The organism is Paenibacillus sp. LC231 (assembly GCF_001860525.1).
In the GTDB taxonomy this organism is placed as follows: Bacteria; Bacillota; Bacilli; order Paenibacillales; family Paenibacillaceae; genus Paenibacillus_AQ.
The window spans coordinates 305,900-321,765 of the sequence record NZ_JFOM01000037.1; the positions used below are offsets into that span (position 1 = coordinate 305,900).

17 protein-coding genes are annotated in these 15,866 nt (G+C 50.4%); 7 read left to right on the plus strand and 10 right to left on the minus strand.

Annotated features, from left to right (window positions below; genetic code table 11):
- Positions 1-66: 66 nt before the first annotated feature.
- On the minus strand, positions 67-699 hold the full coding sequence (locus AK95_RS22530) for an NAD(P)-dependent oxidoreductase (RefSeq protein ID WP_071222135.1): 633 nt from the start codon (positions 697-699) through the stop codon (positions 67-69).
- A 364-nt stretch (positions 700-1,063) separates the two neighbouring features.
- On the opposite strand from AK95_RS22530, the gene AK95_RS22535 reads away from it, so the two are divergent.
- Positions 1,064-1,957 (plus strand): hypothetical protein, encoded by an 894-nt coding sequence (locus AK95_RS22535; protein WP_071222136.1) that lies wholly within the window; start codon positions 1,064-1,066, stop codon positions 1,955-1,957.
- A gap of 399 nt (positions 1,958-2,356) precedes the next feature.
- On the opposite strand, the gene AK95_RS22540 is transcribed toward AK95_RS22535, so the two are convergent.
- Both AK95_RS22540 and AK95_RS22545 read right to left on the minus strand, forming a co-directional pair.
- Complete coding sequence (locus AK95_RS22540; protein WP_071222138.1) at positions 2,357-3,109, minus strand: MerR family transcriptional regulator; 753 nt, start codon at positions 3,107-3,109, stop codon at positions 2,357-2,359.
- A 21-nt stretch (positions 3,110-3,130) separates the two neighbouring features.
- A complete protein-coding gene (locus AK95_RS22545; protein WP_071222140.1) occupies positions 3,131-4,114 on the minus strand; it encodes an alpha/beta fold hydrolase in 984 nt (327 codons plus the stop codon).
- A 149-nt stretch (positions 4,115-4,263) separates the two neighbouring features.
- Between AK95_RS22545 and AK95_RS22550 the strand changes: the two genes are divergently transcribed.
- Positions 4,264-5,175 carry a hypothetical protein gene (locus tag AK95_RS22550; RefSeq protein ID WP_071222141.1) on the plus strand — a complete coding sequence of 304 codons (912 nt, stop codon included), beginning with the start codon at positions 4,264-4,266 and terminating at the stop codon, positions 5,173-5,175.
- A gap of 294 nt (positions 5,176-5,469) precedes the next feature.
- Here AK95_RS22550 and AK95_RS22555 read toward each other — a convergent pair whose 3' ends face one another.
- The 4 genes from AK95_RS22555 to AK95_RS22570 form a co-directional block, all read right to left on the minus strand.
- Positions 5,470-5,682 carry a YezD family protein gene (locus AK95_RS22555; RefSeq protein ID WP_071222142.1) on the minus strand — a complete coding sequence of 71 codons (213 nt, stop codon included), beginning with the start codon at positions 5,680-5,682 and terminating at the stop codon, positions 5,470-5,472.
- 144 nt (positions 5,683-5,826) lie between these two features.
- Entirely contained in the window at positions 5,827-6,693 is an 867-nt protein-coding gene (gene cysW / locus AK95_RS22560) for a sulfate ABC transporter permease subunit CysW (RefSeq protein WP_071222144.1), read from the minus strand.
- Positions 6,694-6,705: 12 nt separating this feature from the next.
- Positions 6,706-7,554, minus strand: a complete 849-nt coding sequence (cysT, locus tag AK95_RS22565) for a sulfate ABC transporter permease subunit CysT (RefSeq protein WP_071222146.1) — start codon at positions 7,552-7,554, stop codon at positions 6,706-6,708.
- A 38-nt stretch (positions 7,555-7,592) separates the two neighbouring features.
- On the minus strand, positions 7,593-8,669 hold the full coding sequence (locus AK95_RS22570; protein ID WP_071222147.1) for a sulfate ABC transporter substrate-binding protein: 1,077 nt from the start codon (positions 8,667-8,669) through the stop codon (positions 7,593-7,595).
- Between the two features lie 360 nt (positions 8,670-9,029).
- Between AK95_RS22570 and sleB the strand changes: the two genes are divergently transcribed.
- Entirely contained in the window at positions 9,030-9,689 is a 660-nt protein-coding gene (gene sleB / locus AK95_RS22575) for a spore cortex-lytic enzyme (RefSeq protein WP_071222149.1), read from the plus strand.
- A gap of 172 nt (positions 9,690-9,861) precedes the next feature.
- Here sleB and AK95_RS22580 read toward each other — a convergent pair whose 3' ends face one another.
- Positions 9,862-10,935 carry a lactonase family protein gene (locus AK95_RS22580; RefSeq protein WP_071222151.1) on the minus strand — a complete coding sequence of 358 codons (1,074 nt, stop codon included), beginning with the start codon at positions 10,933-10,935 and terminating at the stop codon, positions 9,862-9,864.
- Positions 10,936-11,171: 236 nt separating this feature from the next.
- Between AK95_RS22580 and AK95_RS22585 the strand changes: the two genes are divergently transcribed.
- From AK95_RS22585 to AK95_RS22600, 4 genes are all read left to right on the plus strand, one after another.
- The gene (locus AK95_RS22585) at positions 11,172-12,332 is read left to right on the plus strand and encodes a copper amine oxidase N-terminal domain-containing protein (protein WP_071222153.1); all 1,161 of its coding nucleotides are present in this window, start codon (positions 11,172-11,174) and stop codon (positions 12,330-12,332) included.
- 211 nt (positions 12,333-12,543) lie between these two features.
- Positions 12,544-12,915 (plus strand): cytochrome-c oxidase, encoded by a 372-nt coding sequence (locus AK95_RS22590; protein WP_071222155.1) that lies wholly within the window; start codon positions 12,544-12,546, stop codon positions 12,913-12,915.
- 150 nt (positions 12,916-13,065) lie between these two features.
- Positions 13,066-13,476 carry a hypothetical protein gene (locus AK95_RS22595; protein ID WP_071222157.1) on the plus strand — a complete coding sequence of 137 codons (411 nt, stop codon included), beginning with the start codon at positions 13,066-13,068 and terminating at the stop codon, positions 13,474-13,476.
- Between the two features lie 200 nt (positions 13,477-13,676).
- Positions 13,677-13,889, plus strand: a complete 213-nt coding sequence (locus tag AK95_RS22600; RefSeq protein ID WP_071222159.1) for a DUF6199 family natural product biosynthesis protein — start codon at positions 13,677-13,679, stop codon at positions 13,887-13,889.
- A 2-nt stretch (positions 13,890-13,891) separates the two neighbouring features.
- Here the strand turns inward: AK95_RS22600 and AK95_RS22605 are convergent, their stop codons facing one another.
- On the minus strand, positions 13,892-15,295 hold the full coding sequence (locus AK95_RS22605) for a DUF4179 domain-containing protein (protein WP_071222160.1): 1,404 nt from the start codon (positions 15,293-15,295) through the stop codon (positions 13,892-13,894).
- Positions 15,288-15,818, minus strand: coding sequence for a sigma-70 family RNA polymerase sigma factor (locus AK95_RS22610; protein ID WP_071222162.1), 531 nt, complete (start codon positions 15,816-15,818; stop codon positions 15,288-15,290). The genes AK95_RS22605 and AK95_RS22610 overlap by 8 nt, the downstream gene beginning before the upstream one ends.
- Positions 15,819-15,866: the final 48 nt, after the last annotated feature.

A 15,866-nucleotide genomic window follows, 5' to 3' on the forward strand; every position in this document is an offset into this window, starting at 1 on the left:
CCAAGCTCTCCCCTTTGCTTCGATATATCCTACGCAAACGCGTTGGCGACTCAGGATGCCTGTCTATTAATAAGCAACGGTAAAACGGGACTGAATAAACTGCGGATCATCCAGCTCATCGATCACCGCTACCGCGAAATCTTCAACCGAGATTCGGCTGCTTCCGCTCTCGTCCGTCACCAGGCGATCCATGCCGATCCGGAACTGTCCGGTACGTTTCCCCGGCTCAATGATCGCCGCCGGACTGACATACGTCCATTCCAGATCGCTTTCCTTATAAAGATCGTAAGCATCCGCGTGCGCACGGGCAAGCGGTCTGATCTCTTCCGGAAATTCCGGGGTTTCCATAAGTGGTACGCCGCTATCGGCGATCAGGCTGCCTGCGCCGCCAACGATCAACAGGCGGGTTACGCCGCCACGTCTCGTTCCCTCCATAATCGTGCGTGCGGCTGCAACGAGTTCCTCTTCCCGGCCGAACTTCGGGCCGAAAGCGCTAATGACAGCATCATGCCCTTGAATCGCCTCTTCTAATGATGAAGGATCCATTACATCCGATTTGACTTTCTTTAATCGCTCATGCTCTGCATCCAATCGATCCGGATTACGCAAAATCGCAGTAACTTCGTGCCCCCGTCGCAGCGCTTCCTCCGTAATTCGTCTTCCGATCGTTCCGCTTGCTCCAATTAATGCTACCTTCATGTTCATCGCTCCTTCGCTTAGAAATTATACTACATCACCCCTGGTGATGAATGGCTCTTCTTGAATCTTAAGTAGTATTATAAACACCTGGTGCCGTCTATAGCCGTTCCGGGCTGTCACACCTCCTATTTACTTATCCCCATGCAGACCTCTTCAAACTCCACTCGTTCATTTTTTCTCAAAATAATAGATCTTTAGACCTATGTATCACAATATCACTTTCGCCGATAGAGTACATAAGTGCATATTTACGAATATATATATCTTGAATAATGACTTAAATCGCAATACTAATGTTGTGTGTTTGTTGGAATTTGTCGTTTTCCTATGAGCTAATCGTATTGTAAAGGAGATTATCCATATTATGAAAAAAAAATACGTCCGCTGGCTGGCCCTCTGTCTCGCAGGCAGTCTGCTGCTGCTAAGCAGCTTGTCCCTTCAGCCTGATGCCGCTACGGCCGAACCCCGCCAGAAGGCAACCTGGTTCTGGGATACGCCGCAGATTCAAGATTCGGCTGACGACATTCTTGATTTTGCCGCCAATCAAGGAGTCAATGTGCTCTATCTGCAGATGAACCGCGATGTTCGGCCCGAATATTACCGCAGCTTTATCCGCCAAGCAGGCAAACAGGGGATCGCGGTTCATGTCCTTGGCGGCGCGCCTAACTGGGCGCTTGAAACGGAGCGTCACCGATTGGAGACTTTCATTCAATGGACCGCTGAATATCAGGCTTCCGCTGCACCGAATGAGCGCTTCACCGGCATTCATGTCGATATCGAGCCGCATGTGCTGCCCGAGTGGAAAACAAACCAGGCCACCGTGGTAAAGCAATGGCAGGCGAGCGTCCGTTATCTGGTTGATGAAGCGCGGAAGCTGAATCTGCCTATCGGTTCCGACATGACATTCTGGCTGCACGGCTACCAGCTGCCGGACCAGTCGATGTCAATCAGCCGGTGGATGATCCAGCAGTTCGACCAGGTCGTCATTATGGCCTATCGTGATCAGGCAGATACCATTTATAAAGTCGCTGCTGCCGAGCTTAAGGAAGCCGATGAGCTCGGCAAGGAAGCCCTGATTGCCGTAGAGACCAAATCGAGTAATGAGGGAGCTTACATTACCTTTTTTGAGGAAGGCACGTCCTATATGGAGGAACAATTATCCAAGTTATGTATCAAAGCTGAGAAGCACCCTTCGTTCTCCGGGTTCGCCATTCACGACTATAGATACTGGAAAGCATTGCATGACTCCGATCGATAACATCGCGATTATTTCATAATAGGAATAAAAAAGATGGCGTTTCAAGAGGGTGTTTTCCTCTGGCGCCATCTTTATATTTTTAGATGAAAGAACTTCTCCTCTCCATCGGGTAAAAAGCCTGATTGCTTTCAAACCGCCAACATGAGAAGCAGTACATAACCGACCGTCAATTTCGCGCGTTGAAGCGGCGCTTTTTTCACCTGCACTTCCATCCCCCGGCCCCTCCTTCTCTTCGATGTCTTATTCATATACTATATGCGGCTCGGCCCCTTATGTTCCCTTGAGGAAACATTGTTTACCGATAGAAAAACCGATCAGGCATGTAAACATAGAATCATATAAACAAAAGAATGCGATTAAGCTTCCTGCATAGGAAGCAGCACCCGCGCAGCTTGCAGCTCATTCAAGATCAGTGTAGTGCTTCAAGACGTCCTGCAAATATTGTTCTGCTTCCATTACAAGCTGACGCTCTCCAGCGTTCCATCGATCCCGATTTCGATCGACTGCTAAGAAGGCAGCATGAATCCGTTCGTCGCCATGTGTCACACGTTGAACCATCCGTTGCCATTCTTCGGCTAAGGTTCTGGCTAAACGGGACTCGATGGGAACGTTTGAGGCCTTATAAGCTGCAGCTTGCAACGATATTTTTCTGAACGTGTTGTAAAAATCCAATGCCGCCTGCTCAGAGTTAAATACTGTTCGAAATAGTCGCGAGTCTTCCTCCGAAAATTCGTATTCTTTCCAAGCCGACATATCGACCTCATTCAATGAACGCATGAGATGGGCTAACAGCTCCCAGGGTACGGTGTAACCTTCTTTCATCATTTCCTTAGCGACATGCAATCCGTCAAGCTTGGCTTGGATACTCTCTTTCTGTGAATAGAGGACTGATGCCTGGTAATCTAGAATGTTCTCGATATCCTGCTCCTCGGTGCCCACGATCAATTGTTCTTTGATCTTTTTTAAAGAGAAACCGATGGCTCTATAGAACATAATCTGTTCAAGTACATACAGCTGTTTATCATAATATACTCTATGCCCCAGCTCATCTCGCTCCGCCCTAAGAATCCCTTCATTATCGTAATACTGAATGGTTCGCGGAGTTATTCCCGACAATTGACTGATTTCTTTTACGGAATATTTTTTTCCCATGAACCCATCCCTTCCCGTCCCTTACTCGATTTTCGCTAAAAAAGCTTCTATTGTTTCCAGTAACTCTTCAGGGTATTCCCCGTTAATTGCGTGCGAGGCATCTTCAAATACGACCATCTCGCTATTAGGGTCTTTCAGGGAATCCTTCCCCGTTTGATACGACTTATCAGCATGGTGCATCGTCGATTGTCCAGCTAAAATACCGAGCACCGGCATCGTCAGCTCAGCTAATCGTTCCGGCTTGATGGCTTCCGGCATAGGCAGCTTGCTCTTGAATGTCCGCATACCGGTTTCGATTAATTTGGCGGCCGGGTCGCTGTCATCAACTTCAGCCCCGCCGGATATATAGCTGAGCATTTTCTCCCGGATCGGTTTGGGCACCATGGGTACAGACGCCGGAATGGACACCAGTATCATTTTCAATGGAATGGGGCCAAACACATAGACAGGGTCCAACAGTATGAGCGAGTGAATCTTCTCATGATGCTTGAGCGCAACATTCGCCGCACTCCACCCGCCGAACGATAGCCCTAATAAGTGGATCTCTGATTCCGGCAGCTGATCCAGCACTTGCGCTAACCATGCTGCTTGGTCCGCAGCGGTTTCAATCCGTCTGGTTTCTGTGCTTAAACCCGGCTCTCCTATCAAATCAAGGGTGTATACAGGCCTGTGTTCTAGAAAGCCGCTTAGATTGGCCTTCCACATCGGTGTAGCAGATCCTTTACCGGGAAGCAGCAGCAGGGGTGTTTTATGCGGTGTATCGCCCCCCTGGAACTTGTAGAGCTGTACCATGCCAAAATCGGTATGAACCTTAATCGATTCAACCGGTTCTGGTAAGTGACTCATCGCCTCACCATAAGCTGCCGCATATTCCTTCTGCCCATCCTCTGTAACAAAACCGCTTAACGACCCGTCATCTCTAAATAGGAAGCCGATTACCGTCAGTATAGCTAGTATCGCAATGAGAATACTACCCAAGATTACCCATCTTTTTTTTCGTTTCACTTCAATCCCCTCCTAAGGTGACTATAGGATATGACGTAACGTTATACGCAACCCCCTATGCTCTCCATAGCTGCCTGTTACCGAATCAGCTTGAAATCCCTCCCTTGTTGTGCAATAGTGAAAGGTAGAATATTGAAGGAGGGATCCGCTTGTCCCTTACGGAATGGATGAATGATATCTTTGGCTCACTCGACACGCTTGTGGCTGTGCTTCTTGCCACTGCGGTATTTACGGGCCTGTACATATACAGTGCATCCCGGCTATTGGGTGCACGCAAGGATTCACTCGCCCGCATTCGTCAGTCCTTGACGATTTACACCAGACTGGCCGGGCCTCTGGGGACCCTTATCAATCGACCGACCCGAACGGCCGTCCCCGAGGATCTGCTTATCCGGCTTCTGCAGGAATGCAAATCCGCTGACCTGTTGACTCGGGAGCTCCACGAACAGATTGATACCTTTCTAAGCGATCGTGATGAATCCAGATTGACAACTCTTCACAAGCTGCTGGACCGCGAGATCAACAGGCTTATGAAGGAGCGCGACGAGCTGGTTGGACGGCTCGAGAAACCAGGTTGGGGTATGGGATTATGGCTCCTCTTGAAACCTGCAATACCTGCCCTTTCACTAGGTGCTGCAATCCTATGGACGACGATTCTCGTTCAAGAACTACGGCAATCCTCTGCCTGGACAAACCCCGAGGTATGGTGTCTATGGCTCTCCAACATGATTGCCACGATTTCTTTCTACCGATTGTTGATGGACTCCAGAAGAAGAACGCATGGCATTATCTATACCGTGCTGCATCTGCTGATTGTAGCTTCAGCCCTATTTAATCTGATCTGGAACGAGGCCTCACCTTACGTTTTGGCTACCCAGTGCTTGCTGTATCTGGCGGGTTTCCGGGTTACGGCCACTCGCCAGCGGCGTGAGCGGCCCTATGCCGGACACCCTGAGCTAATGGAACAATTTCTTCATCCTGCGGGAGATCACGACCCTCTTAGTGAAACGGCAAATTTTAGTGAACCGGAGATTAGCAGCAGTCCTCTGCGGTCCAGATAAGACAACAGCGACATGAGTATTACGAAAAACAACCCGTGCCGAAATTCATCGGCCGGGCTGTTTTTTTATTTTCGCAATCCTATGGGGCAGGCACATATTATCCGATATCACCCTCTTCCATACCGCATTCCTGTGTTCCTACAAAAAAGAAAAGAACTCCCGCATAAATGCTGAAGCGCACTCCCTTAGACTACATCGGAACACTCCAGGGTGTTTTTCCAAAGTCTACTGGATAAGGTGCACTTCATGGCATCGATGGAAGTTCTTATCTCAATACTCGACAACCTCGCGGGATCATCTTGCGCTCGTTCTTCGTTGTTGGCCGGATGCCCGGGACGTCTTGACCGCTCCGGAGGCCGTATTCTCGAAACGCTTGCGCTCCGTTCGTTCCATCTGAACGATCTGACCCTCATGCACTACAATTTGCAGCGAACCGAATTCCATGTCGTTCAGCAGGCTTGCTATGCGTTCGAGCCACATTTCATCCACTTTTAAAGGTTTAGCCATGGATACGCCTCCTCACCGGGCAAAGCCTCAATCTATTTACTCATCCCACAAGTCGAAGTGGCAACCTACCTGCACGCGTTCATTATTCATTCTTTTCCAACCTACATAGTATGAATTAACATTAGCATGGGTTGGAAACGACTGTCAATGGTCATTTTTTCGCGTAAACCAATTTTTCAGCAGCAGGGTTACGACCGCTAATAACAACAATAATGAGGCCACCGCAAACGATGCCGAAAACTGATACTCGTTGTACAAAATTTCGACGTGAAGGGGCAGCGTATTCGTCTCACCGCGGATATGACCGGATACAACGGACACGGCCCCAAACTCGCCCATGGCTCTGGCGTTGCACAGAATGATGCCGTACAATAGCCCCCACTTGATATTGGGCAGGGTAACCCTCCAGAATATTTGCCAGCCCTTGGCGCCCAGCGTTACGGCCGCTTCCTCTTCCTTCGTCCCTTGGTCTTCCATCAGCGGAATCAGTTCCTTTGCCACAAAGGGAAACGTGACAAACAATGTAGCCAGAACAATGCCGGGGACGGCAAAAATAATCTTGATATCATGGCTTTCAAGCCAAGGGCCGAACCAGCCCTGCCGACCGAAGATCAACACGAAGATTAACCCGCCGATCACCGGCGATACCGCAAACGGCAGATCCAGCAGCGTAATCAACAGATTTTTCCCTTTAAAACGGAACTTCGTTATGGTCCATGCCGCGATGACGCCGAACATCGAATTCAGCGGTACCGCAATGGCCGCTACCAGTAAAGTCAGCTGAAGCGCGGATAGGGCATCTGGATCGGATAAGGCTGCTATATAGACTTCCCATCCCTTCTTAAGCGCTTCGGACATCACCGTAATGAGAGGCAGCACAATAAGCCACAACAGCACAAGCCCAGCCAAACTTATGAATGTCCATTTCACCCACGGCTTCTCCGCTGCAGCCGGAGAGGACGGCGAATTTCGTTTCGCTGCGGGAACGGCAGCGGGTACAGTTCCAGCCATGGTATCCCCTCCTTAACGCGCGGTTTTCCGCGTCCAATGTTGTAAAATATTGATGCCGAGCAGCAGTGCAAAAGAGATGAGCAGCAATATTAAGGCAACCGCCGTCGCGCCGGCATAATCAAATTGCTCCAGCTTTGTCATGATCAGCAGCGGCGCAATCTCCGTCTTCATCGGCATATTCCCCGATATGAAAACCACGGAGCCGTATTCTCCGATCCCCCGGGCAAAAGCGAGCGCAAATCCGGTCAACAGCGGCGGAATCAGGGTTGGCAGAATGATGGTGCTAAACGTTCGCCATCGGCCTGCCCCCAGCGTGGCAGCCGCCTCTTCCGTATCCCGCTCCGCGTCCTCCAGCACCGGCTGGACCGTCCGCACAACAAACGGTATGCCGATGAACATAAGAGCCAGCGTAATGCCTAAGGGAGAGAATGCCGCCTTGATCCCTAGCGGCTCCAGCAGCGATCCGATCCAGCCATTAGCGGAATAGATCGCGGTTAGAGCCACCCCCGCCACGGCCGTTGGCAGGGCGAATGGCAAATCGATCAGCGCATCCCACAATTTTTTACCGGGGAAATCATACCGCACCAGCACCCAAGCCAGCAGCAGTCCCAATATCGTATCCGCGAATGCGGCCAGCGCCGCTGTCGTCAGACTAACCCGGTAGGAGGCCAGCACCCTCGGATCGGTTGCAACCAACCAAAACTTCTCCCACGTTAGTCCGGTTTGATTGAGCAGCAGCGCGGACAGCGGGACGAGCACAACCAAACTCATGTAAAGGACGGTCAGTCCCATGCCGATTCCAAAACCAGGGAGCACCCTGCGATGATTTCTGCCTTGCTTCTGTACGCGGAGTACAGCCATGTCCACTCATCCTTTCCTGCCTTCGGCGGTTATGCCGATCAGCTTCCTGGCACGTAAATCTGATTAAAGATGCCGCCGTCATTGAAATGCTTCGTTTGCGTCTCTTCCCATGTTCCAAACACATCCTTGAGCGTAAACAATTCGATGGCCGGGAATTTCTCCTTGTACTTGTCAGCCACGCTGGCAAGCGTCGGACGGTAGTAATTCTCCGCCGCAATCGTCTGTCCCTCTTCACTGTATAGATATTGCAGGTACGCTTCCGCTACCTCGCGGGTCCCTCGCTTGTCGACGTTCTTATCCACGACGGCAACCGGCGGTTCCGCCAAAATGCTGACCGACGGGTTCACGATTTCGAATTTGTCCGGTCCCAGTTCGTTAATCGAGAGATACGCTTCATTCTCCCAAGCCAGCAGCACATCCCCGATTCCGCGTTCTACAAAAGTGGTTGTTGCACCACGTGCGCCGCTGTCCAGCACCGGCACGTGGGTGAACAGCTCTTTCACGAATTCCTGTGCCTTCGCTTCATCGTTATGGTTAACCTTGAGTGCATAGCCCCATGCCGCCAGGTAGTTCCATCGTGCGCCGCCGGAGGTCTGCGGGTTCGGTGTGATAACCTCTACCCCCTCCTTGATCAGATCCGGCCAATCCTTAATGCCTTTCGGGTTGCCTTTGCGGACGAGAAAAACGATCGTCGAGGTGTAAGGCGCACTGTTATGCTCGAACTTGCTCTCCCAGCCCTCATTGATCAATCCGGCCTGACGGATTGCATCGATATCGTATCCGAGGGCCAGTGTCACCACGTCCGCCTCCAAACCGTCGATTACCGAACGGCTTTGCTTGCCTGAACCCCCGTGCGATTGCTTAAATGTTACCTTCTGGCCTTGTTCTTTCTCCCAATGCGCCGCGAATGCTTTATTGTACTGGTCATATAACTCGCGGGTCGGATCGTAAGAAACATTGAGAAGTTCCACGCTCGGCTTGCTTGAACCCGAAGCAGGCGCTTCTCCATTGGCGGTTGCGACTGTCTCTGTTTTCTCTGCACCGCAAGCCGTAAGCGCCGCCGTCAACATCATGGTCAATCCGATGAGAACCCCTTGCTTCAACACCTTTTTCATATGGATCACTCCCCCTGGTTTCTCTACTAAACAGGCCGTATGGCAAAAAAAAAGACGGAGGAAGGCTCATCAGAACAGAGTCAAGCCGGTTTGCTACCGTGCCTGCTCTTGATCCTTGAGCGTTCCTCCGTCGATACGGTGAGAACGAAATATTATAATTCCTACCCGTTTAGTATGTTATGTTGCTATTGTAATAAGTCCATCCTCTGCTGTCAAACCTTTTTTTCAAATAATTACAAGTATGGGACCCCCCGGTCCATAGAACCATTTTTGGCCCGCGAACGCAGTCACTGCACGGTTTTCCATTTACTGAGGGTTGTATGAACTCGCTTCCATCCTTATAATTCAACCCCAAAGGAGATGATCACCATAAGAAAGCCAACCAGGAAAATAATTTCTGCTCTTTTCCTAAGTATTCTTCTGTTCATGCCTGCATTCGCCCAAACGACGGAGGCAGCTCCGCTGTTAAAGCCGGGCAGTGAAAACGGGGATGTCTGGGAACTTCAATATCGCCTGAAAACGCTGGACTTCTACACGCAGCCGCTGGATGGCAAATATGGCGCAAACACGAAAACAGCTGTTACCCGTTTCCAAAAAGAATACGGTGTGCCAGCCGATGGAGTTACCGGCGCGCAAACCTGGAGACAGCTGAAAAAATATACGTTAAATCAATCCGAAATGGATGTTATGGCCAGAGTCATTTACAGTGAAGCCCGCGGTGAGCCTTACAAAGGACAAGTTGCCGTCGGGGCTGTTGTCATGAACCGCATTCAATCCAGCGAATTTCCGAATGATATTCGGGGCGTCGTCTTTCAAAAAGGGGCCTTTACAGCCGTAGACGATGGACAATACTGGCTCCCCCCGAACCGGACCGCCTATCTGGCCGCATTGGATGCCGTTCGCGGCTGGGATCCGACTTATGAATCCCTTTATTATTTCAATCCCAAAACAGCGACCAGCAAATGGATCTGGTCCAGACCGCAAGTGCTGCAGATCGGCAATCATATCTTTGCGCATTAATTATTCATCGAATGAATCTTTAAACCCATGAATTCCTATGATTTCCTATGACCTTGCTTAGCCTGTTTCCTCTCTTTGCGGAGGTTTGTGCATTGCTACGGGCGAAGAACACCAAAAAAAGAAGCAGCTCACGTCCCATTTCCGGGTTCGGGCTGCTTCTTCTTTATATAAGTTAACGTTTATTCGCCTTTGCCTTCTCTACAGGACAGATACATACCGGGCGCGTAACTTCTAGTGTATAACCCGTAGAGACCAGGTTACCCGTGTCCGGATCGATCCGATAACTTGCGATCAAACCATTGTCCTGATTCGCCGTCAGCAGAAAGCCCTCTGGCAGTATATTGAAGTGGCGCGGCGTTTTACCGCCGGAAGACACCCAGTTAACTGCGCGGAGCGTACCGGTCTCCTGGTCGATCACATATTGAACGATGCTGTCATGGCCCCGGTTGGAGGCGTACAGATAACGGCCGCAAGGAGATACCAGCAGGTGGGCCGATGTGTTGTTATCCAACACTACATCCTCTGGCAGCGTCGATATATGCTGCAATATTTTCAAATCCCCAAATGTCCCGTCGTTTGCGTATGCCGTTACCGTGCTGTTCAGCTCGTTCGCGCCATACACCCACTTGCCTGATGGATGAAAGGACACATGCCTTGGGCCCGAGCCTGGCGGAAGACTGATCTCGCGTTGGGTAACCAGCTTGCCTTCCTCCAGCCGATACAGGTTCACATCATCCATGCCCAGGTCACTGACCACGATATACTTGTTGACGGGGTCTTCAAATATCGAATGCGGATGCGCTTCCGATTGACGGTCATCGCGAAGACCGCGTCCGCTGTGCTTGATCTTGGAGACCAGCTCTCCGATCTGACCGTCTTCTTCTAATGCCAGCACCGAGATTTGTCCATCGCTGTACCCTGTCGTAAGCAGATACTTCCCGTCCGATGTCCGGGATACATGACACGCACCGGATGAGCCGGTAGACTGAACATTCAGCAGCGTTAATTCACCGGTTACCAGATTGGCTGAATAAGCCGACACATCGCTTTCGCCCTTCTCACTGGCTGCATACAGTACGGAGATGGAATCATCGAAATCCAGATAGGTAGGGTTTTCAATACCAGCCGTACCGCCTAAGAGACGAAGCTCGCCTGTACCCCGGTCCATCGCCCCCCAATGAATGCGATTCTCTTCCTCCGAACCGTAGGTTCCTATGTAAAATATCAGTTCCTGTCCTGCTGTCATGTGATCCACTCCTTTGTCTAATGAATGTTCCGGTGACCCGGTCTGATCCTTATTATGTATTACCCATAAGGGCTTCGTGCTTACCGCCTTTTTTCAATTCGAACCGGCAAGCCGCCGCCACGTTGCTCTACCCCTTATTACTCACGAAGAAATCTATTGCTAGCATTGGTTTTATCATGTACGATTACCACAATTACCCCTCTATTCTATCATTCGTTGAAGGAGATGACAGCCAATTGAAGAAAAAAATAAGCCTACTGGCATTCGCTTTTCTGTTCCTGTTCGCCAGCGCGACGCAAGCCGCTCCGGCAAAGATTCAAGGGAATATCCGAGTCTACCTCGATAACCAGGAAATCAAATTTCAGGCAGCCCCTATTATGAAAAATGGAGTTACCTTCGTGCAATTCCGCCCTTTGTTTCAGGCCCTGGATTATACAGTCAATTGGAACAGCGGAAATAAACAGATAACGGGTACATACCTCGATCAGAAGCTGCAGATGACCATCGGGCAGAAGACCGCTTATGTCAATGGCGCAAAAACCACGCTTCAGATCGCCCCATTCACGCAAGGCGGCAACACGCTGGTTCCCCTTCGTTTCGTAGCGGAAGCCACCGGACTGCCCTTGAAGTGGGACTCCAAGTCACGTACCATCAAGATCGACCGGGAGGGTGCAATCGACAAAGCCACCGACGAGGTGAAGAAGCTTTATCATACGATTGAAGAAGCTGGTAATGCCAAGAAACTGGATGCTGTCATGAGCGCCTTCCATCCAAAATCCCCTGTTTTTGCAGAAATCCAAGAACATTATCAGAACCAATTCAAGAACGATCTGCATGTATCCGCTGACGTATGGGAAGTAACGGTAGCCGGAACGTCGATCCATGCCTACACCAGTGTGACCCTCGACCGCACCAGCGGGCCTTTTGCTTGGGATGCTACGCTCCATTACGAGAATCTCTTGAAGAAGGACGCGTCGGGAGCATGGAAAATCTATGATCTGAGCCATTACGAGACGGAATATCTAGTCGGAGATGAACTGCTGGAAGCTCATCCGGAAGTGCCGGAAGCGGAACAAAAAGCCATCGTGGCGACCATTGACACCCAGTCCAAGGGCTTCAATGATGAGAATGGTCCGCTGCTCATGTCGGTTATTCATCCGGAATCGGCCTTCCACGAGATGTTCCGAACCAGCATTGCGGAAGGCATCTTCGATGAGGTGAATTTCAACCTTAAATCAGTTGAGCTCCGAACGGTCTTCTTCCAAGGGGAAGACGCCGTCGTCTACGCTGAAGAAACCGATGATGCCGGCGGTGAAATCATCCATTCGACCTCCCTCTACTGGCTCAAGAAAACCGAAGGCAAATGGCTGATCTATGATGTGCTGGAGCTTGAATAGGTCAGTGGCATAACGAGAACGTAAAACATTAACCGTGAATTCCCCGACGAGGGGCACGGTTTTCTTTTTGTATCGGCCATGTAAAGTCGTGCGATTGATATTCGCCCCCCGGGGGGTTCTAACTTAGTTCTTTATTAAATCTTCCTCCCTCTTGGTCTACTTCACCATAGGTGACATATATCATAATAGTAATCCTTGAAGGAGGGGTTTTATGGGTGTCAAATTAATCAAGATCTCTGCTGTTTATTTCGTGCTCGGGGTACTGCTGGGCATGTACATGTCGATCACCCACAGCTACGATTACGCCTCAGTTCATGCACACGTTAACCTTCTGGGCTGGGCATCCCTGGCTCTTGCAGGTGTTATTTATGTTCAGTTCCCCACAGCTGGGGAATCCACCGCAGGTAAAGTTCATTTTTGGCTGCACAATATCGGTCTGCCTGTCATGATGATTGGTCTTGCACTGCTGGTTAGCGGCATGGAATCGGTAGAGCCGGTCATTGCGGTTGGAGGGGTTCTGGTAACGCTGGGCATTCTCGCTTTTCTCTATAATGTGCTAACCCATGTTAAAAGCACGCGGTAGAAGGCAACGCTGATTTCTAGCTCGGGTCCTCAAGGAATCGTCTCATTAGCGGTTCCTTTTTTATGCGCCTCTTTCATGGGGAGATGGGTCATAGTTACCGACTATTGGGTATAAGTAGATACCTTTCTCTTCGAAGGAGGCAACATAGATATGGAAACGAACTCAGCTATAGAAGTCCAATTTCACTGCCGTCAGTGTCAGGCGGATATCGGGGTTACGTTCAAATCAGAACAGTTCACCACGGTACTCTGCCCGCAGTGCGATTACAGCTATTCACTCATGAGACCAACCATTGGTGAAGAGATCCTGCTGGATTGGGAAAAAGAAGCCGCATTCCAAAAAATCCGCGCAGACCAAACCGAGCATGACAAAATGGAGCTCATGCTCCTCGTCATTAAAGTTGTCGAGCTGCTGACCTGGCGGGATGAGGGGAATGGCCATATCCGCGCCATCGAAACACTTCGTGAGTGGCTGCTGCTCAACGGAGTGCCCAAAGCTCTAATTGAACTCCTGGATGCCAAGGGACACGAAGGCAGCTCCTCTACCGAACACAAGGAATAGCGCCATCAAGCCCATGATTCAAAATATCATAAATGAAAAAGAGAAACCGTCCTCCGGCCATCTGGTCGGGGGCGGTTCCTTTTTCGTGTCCTTAATTCGGGAACATAACATAAAGAATGAACTCTCTATTACTTTACATATGTTGGAACTTTGTTGATTAACTATACGTATTATCTCTAAAGAAAGGAGCTGATCAACGCATGTTCATCAACTTCATATCCACAGCGTTCATGGGTATCGCATTCATCGCGATTGGGCTATACGCCATTCGAAATCCGCATTCATGGTGGTTTAGAAGAACGCGAGATGATATTGAACTCAGCGATTTGAGAATATGGTATCTAAAATTCGCCGGCAAAGTGGCCATCGCATTCGGCGTTGTGGTTATCCTGATGAGCTTTCAGCATCTCTAAGTTTATTGAATCGGCACCTCGAATGCCTGCTCCATGACACCAGGATAACTGCTTAACGTAAATGTCAGCGGCTGAGGGTAAACCCCGGGCTTAAGGTGAATATACTGCGTAATGAGGCTTACCTCAGAATCCGATGAGGATTGGGACGAGGCACTGAGCCCCCCTGCATCCTCGTTGATCCTATGCTTTTTCCCTTCTCCATCCACAAACTCCGGTTCAATCGACACGCTGCCCATATGCCGGTCAGCCTGTTCTTCGTATTCAACTGTCAGCGTATGCCCCGTGTACTCTCCGAACCGAAGATCGCCGTCCGGTGAACGAATGACCTCCTTCTTATCCGTATCCACCACGAGTTTCATCTTCGAGGGGTCCACTGCCTGAAATCCGCTCGCTTTCAGCGTGATCGATTCCGGCTTCTCCAATATATTGCTGTCGAAGAAGTAAGTCATGTCTCCACCGCCTGCACCGGGCAAAAATGCGGAATCGCTGTTCAATCTGATCTTCTCGCCGTTAACCACGGCTTCCAAATACACATCCCATAAACCGGATACCTTCATCGTATTGCTGGATGGGATGTTTGCTTTCACGACGATACCGGCTGGAGACAACACGGCTTCTTTCAAATAGAACCGCTGACTCTCAATCTGCAGCATTTTGTTGAGTGGAATCGTGCTAATATACTTCCGGACTGTCTCCATATCAACGGATACGTTAACATCGATCACCTGCTCGTTCTCTGCCGAAGATTCATAAGCCGTATTTGTCGAATAGGGGGCAATCTTAAAAGATAACGTCAGTTCCTCAGGTATAGCGTGATTCTCAGCCATAAGAATGTACGATCGGGAATGGAACAGCTTGTCGGCGCCGGGCTTAATCTCGTTTCCACCTGACGACCCAATACTATAAGGCAGCGGTTCGCTGGATCCCCGGCGCTTCATCTCCAGCCCCTTTAAATCTGCGGGATTCTCCGCACGGTTTTGGACCGTATAGAGCACCTCCATCTGCTGGGAGCCTACAAGTATCCCGTTGACCGTTACCGTATAATCCCCCTTGGTCGCCGATTGATCCACCTGTTGAATCATGCCGTGTTTGTTAGCTGAATTCAGCGTAATATCTTCTCCGAAATCAAACCCGGTCAATGGCGGATACGGCCCCTGAGCCGCCATTTGCTCCTTGGGATTTACCAGCCCTTCGTTCCCGCTCCAGACGACGAACAGCAGCGCAGCCGCAACGGTTGCAGCCACGGCAGAGACGGTAGCCATTCGGGCCCGGCTCCGGTGCGTGCGCCGTCCTCTTCGCATCCCGCCTCGCACCGCCGCGTCCAATGCTTCATCGGATACAACCGCTGCGCTGATCTCCGCGTCCCTGTTCATCTCCTTGAGCATTCGCTCTTCCTTCTCAAACATGGAATATGGCACCTCCTGGCTCGATTTTTTGCCGCAGCAGCTTTAATCCTTGATGCAGCCGGGTTTTGACCGTACCCTCCGGAACATCGAGAATATTGGCGATATCGCTGATCGTCATGTCCTGATAGTATTTCAAAATCAGCACATGGCGGTATTTGGGCTTCATCCGGCTGAGCGCACGCTCCAGATCCAGCTTGCTGTCACTGACCATCTCGGCAGCCGTCTCCTGGCTGCGCACTTCTTCAACCGGAACCATGCGTTTTTTTCGTTTATGCTCATCCATGCAGCAGTTAATCAGGATCCGAATGAGCCAAGGGACAAACGCCTCCGGATGCTTCAGCTTCCGGCACTTCACCCAAGCCCTGCACACCGTCTCCTGCAATACCTCCAGTGCGTCACTCTCGTTATGCAAATAACTGTACGCAATTCCATATAGGCGCCTTCGGTGCTCTGTCACGAGTGCATAGAACGCTTCCTCGTCTCCTCTGCATGCAGCAGCCGCAAGCTCATTATGATCTATCATCCGATTACCCTTCCCCTTGTCCGACCTGCCTCGCTTGTTTACATCACT

What these genes read in the sequence shown, in the direction of transcription:
- AK95_RS22530 (WP_071222135.1), bottom strand. Translation starts at nt 699, where the DNA reads ATGAAGGTAGCATTAATTGGAGCAAGCGGAACGATCGGAAGACGAATT.
- AK95_RS22535 (WP_071222136.1), top strand. Translation starts at nt 1,064, where the DNA reads ATGAAAAAAAAATACGTCCGCTGGCTGGCCCTCTGTCTCGCAGGCAGT.
- AK95_RS22540 (WP_071222138.1), bottom strand. Translation starts at nt 3,109, where the DNA reads ATGGGAAAAAAATATTCCGTAAAAGAAATCAGTCAATTGTCGGGAATA.
- AK95_RS22555 (WP_071222142.1), bottom strand. Translation starts at nt 5,682, where the DNA reads ATGGCTAAACCTTTAAAAGTGGATGAAATGTGGCTCGAACGCATAGCA.
- cysW (WP_071222144.1), bottom strand. Translation starts at nt 6,693, where the DNA reads ATGGCTGGAACTGTACCCGCTGCCGTTCCCGCAGCGAAACGAAATTCG.
- cysT (WP_071222146.1), bottom strand. Translation starts at nt 7,554, where the DNA reads ATGGCTGTACTCCGCGTACAGAAGCAAGGCAGAAATCATCGCAGGGTG.
- AK95_RS22570 (WP_071222147.1), bottom strand. Translation starts at nt 8,669, where the DNA reads ATGAAAAAGGTGTTGAAGCAAGGGGTTCTCATCGGATTGACCATGATG.
- sleB (WP_071222149.1), top strand. Translation starts at nt 9,030, where the DNA reads ATGATCACCATAAGAAAGCCAACCAGGAAAATAATTTCTGCTCTTTTC.
- AK95_RS22580 (WP_071222151.1), bottom strand. Translation starts at nt 10,935, where the DNA reads ATGACAGCAGGACAGGAACTGATATTTTACATAGGAACCTACGGTTCG.
- AK95_RS22590 (WP_071222155.1), top strand. Translation starts at nt 12,544, where the DNA reads ATGGGTGTCAAATTAATCAAGATCTCTGCTGTTTATTTCGTGCTCGGG.
- AK95_RS22595 (WP_071222157.1), top strand. Translation starts at nt 13,066, where the DNA reads ATGGAAACGAACTCAGCTATAGAAGTCCAATTTCACTGCCGTCAGTGT.
- AK95_RS22600 (WP_071222159.1), top strand. Translation starts at nt 13,677, where the DNA reads ATGTTCATCAACTTCATATCCACAGCGTTCATGGGTATCGCATTCATC.
- AK95_RS22605 (WP_071222160.1), bottom strand. Translation starts at nt 15,295, where the DNA reads ATGTTTGAGAAGGAAGAGCGAATGCTCAAGGAGATGAACAGGGACGCG.
- AK95_RS22610 (WP_071222162.1), bottom strand. Translation starts at nt 15,818, where the DNA reads ATGATAGATCATAATGAGCTTGCGGCTGCTGCATGCAGAGGAGACGAG.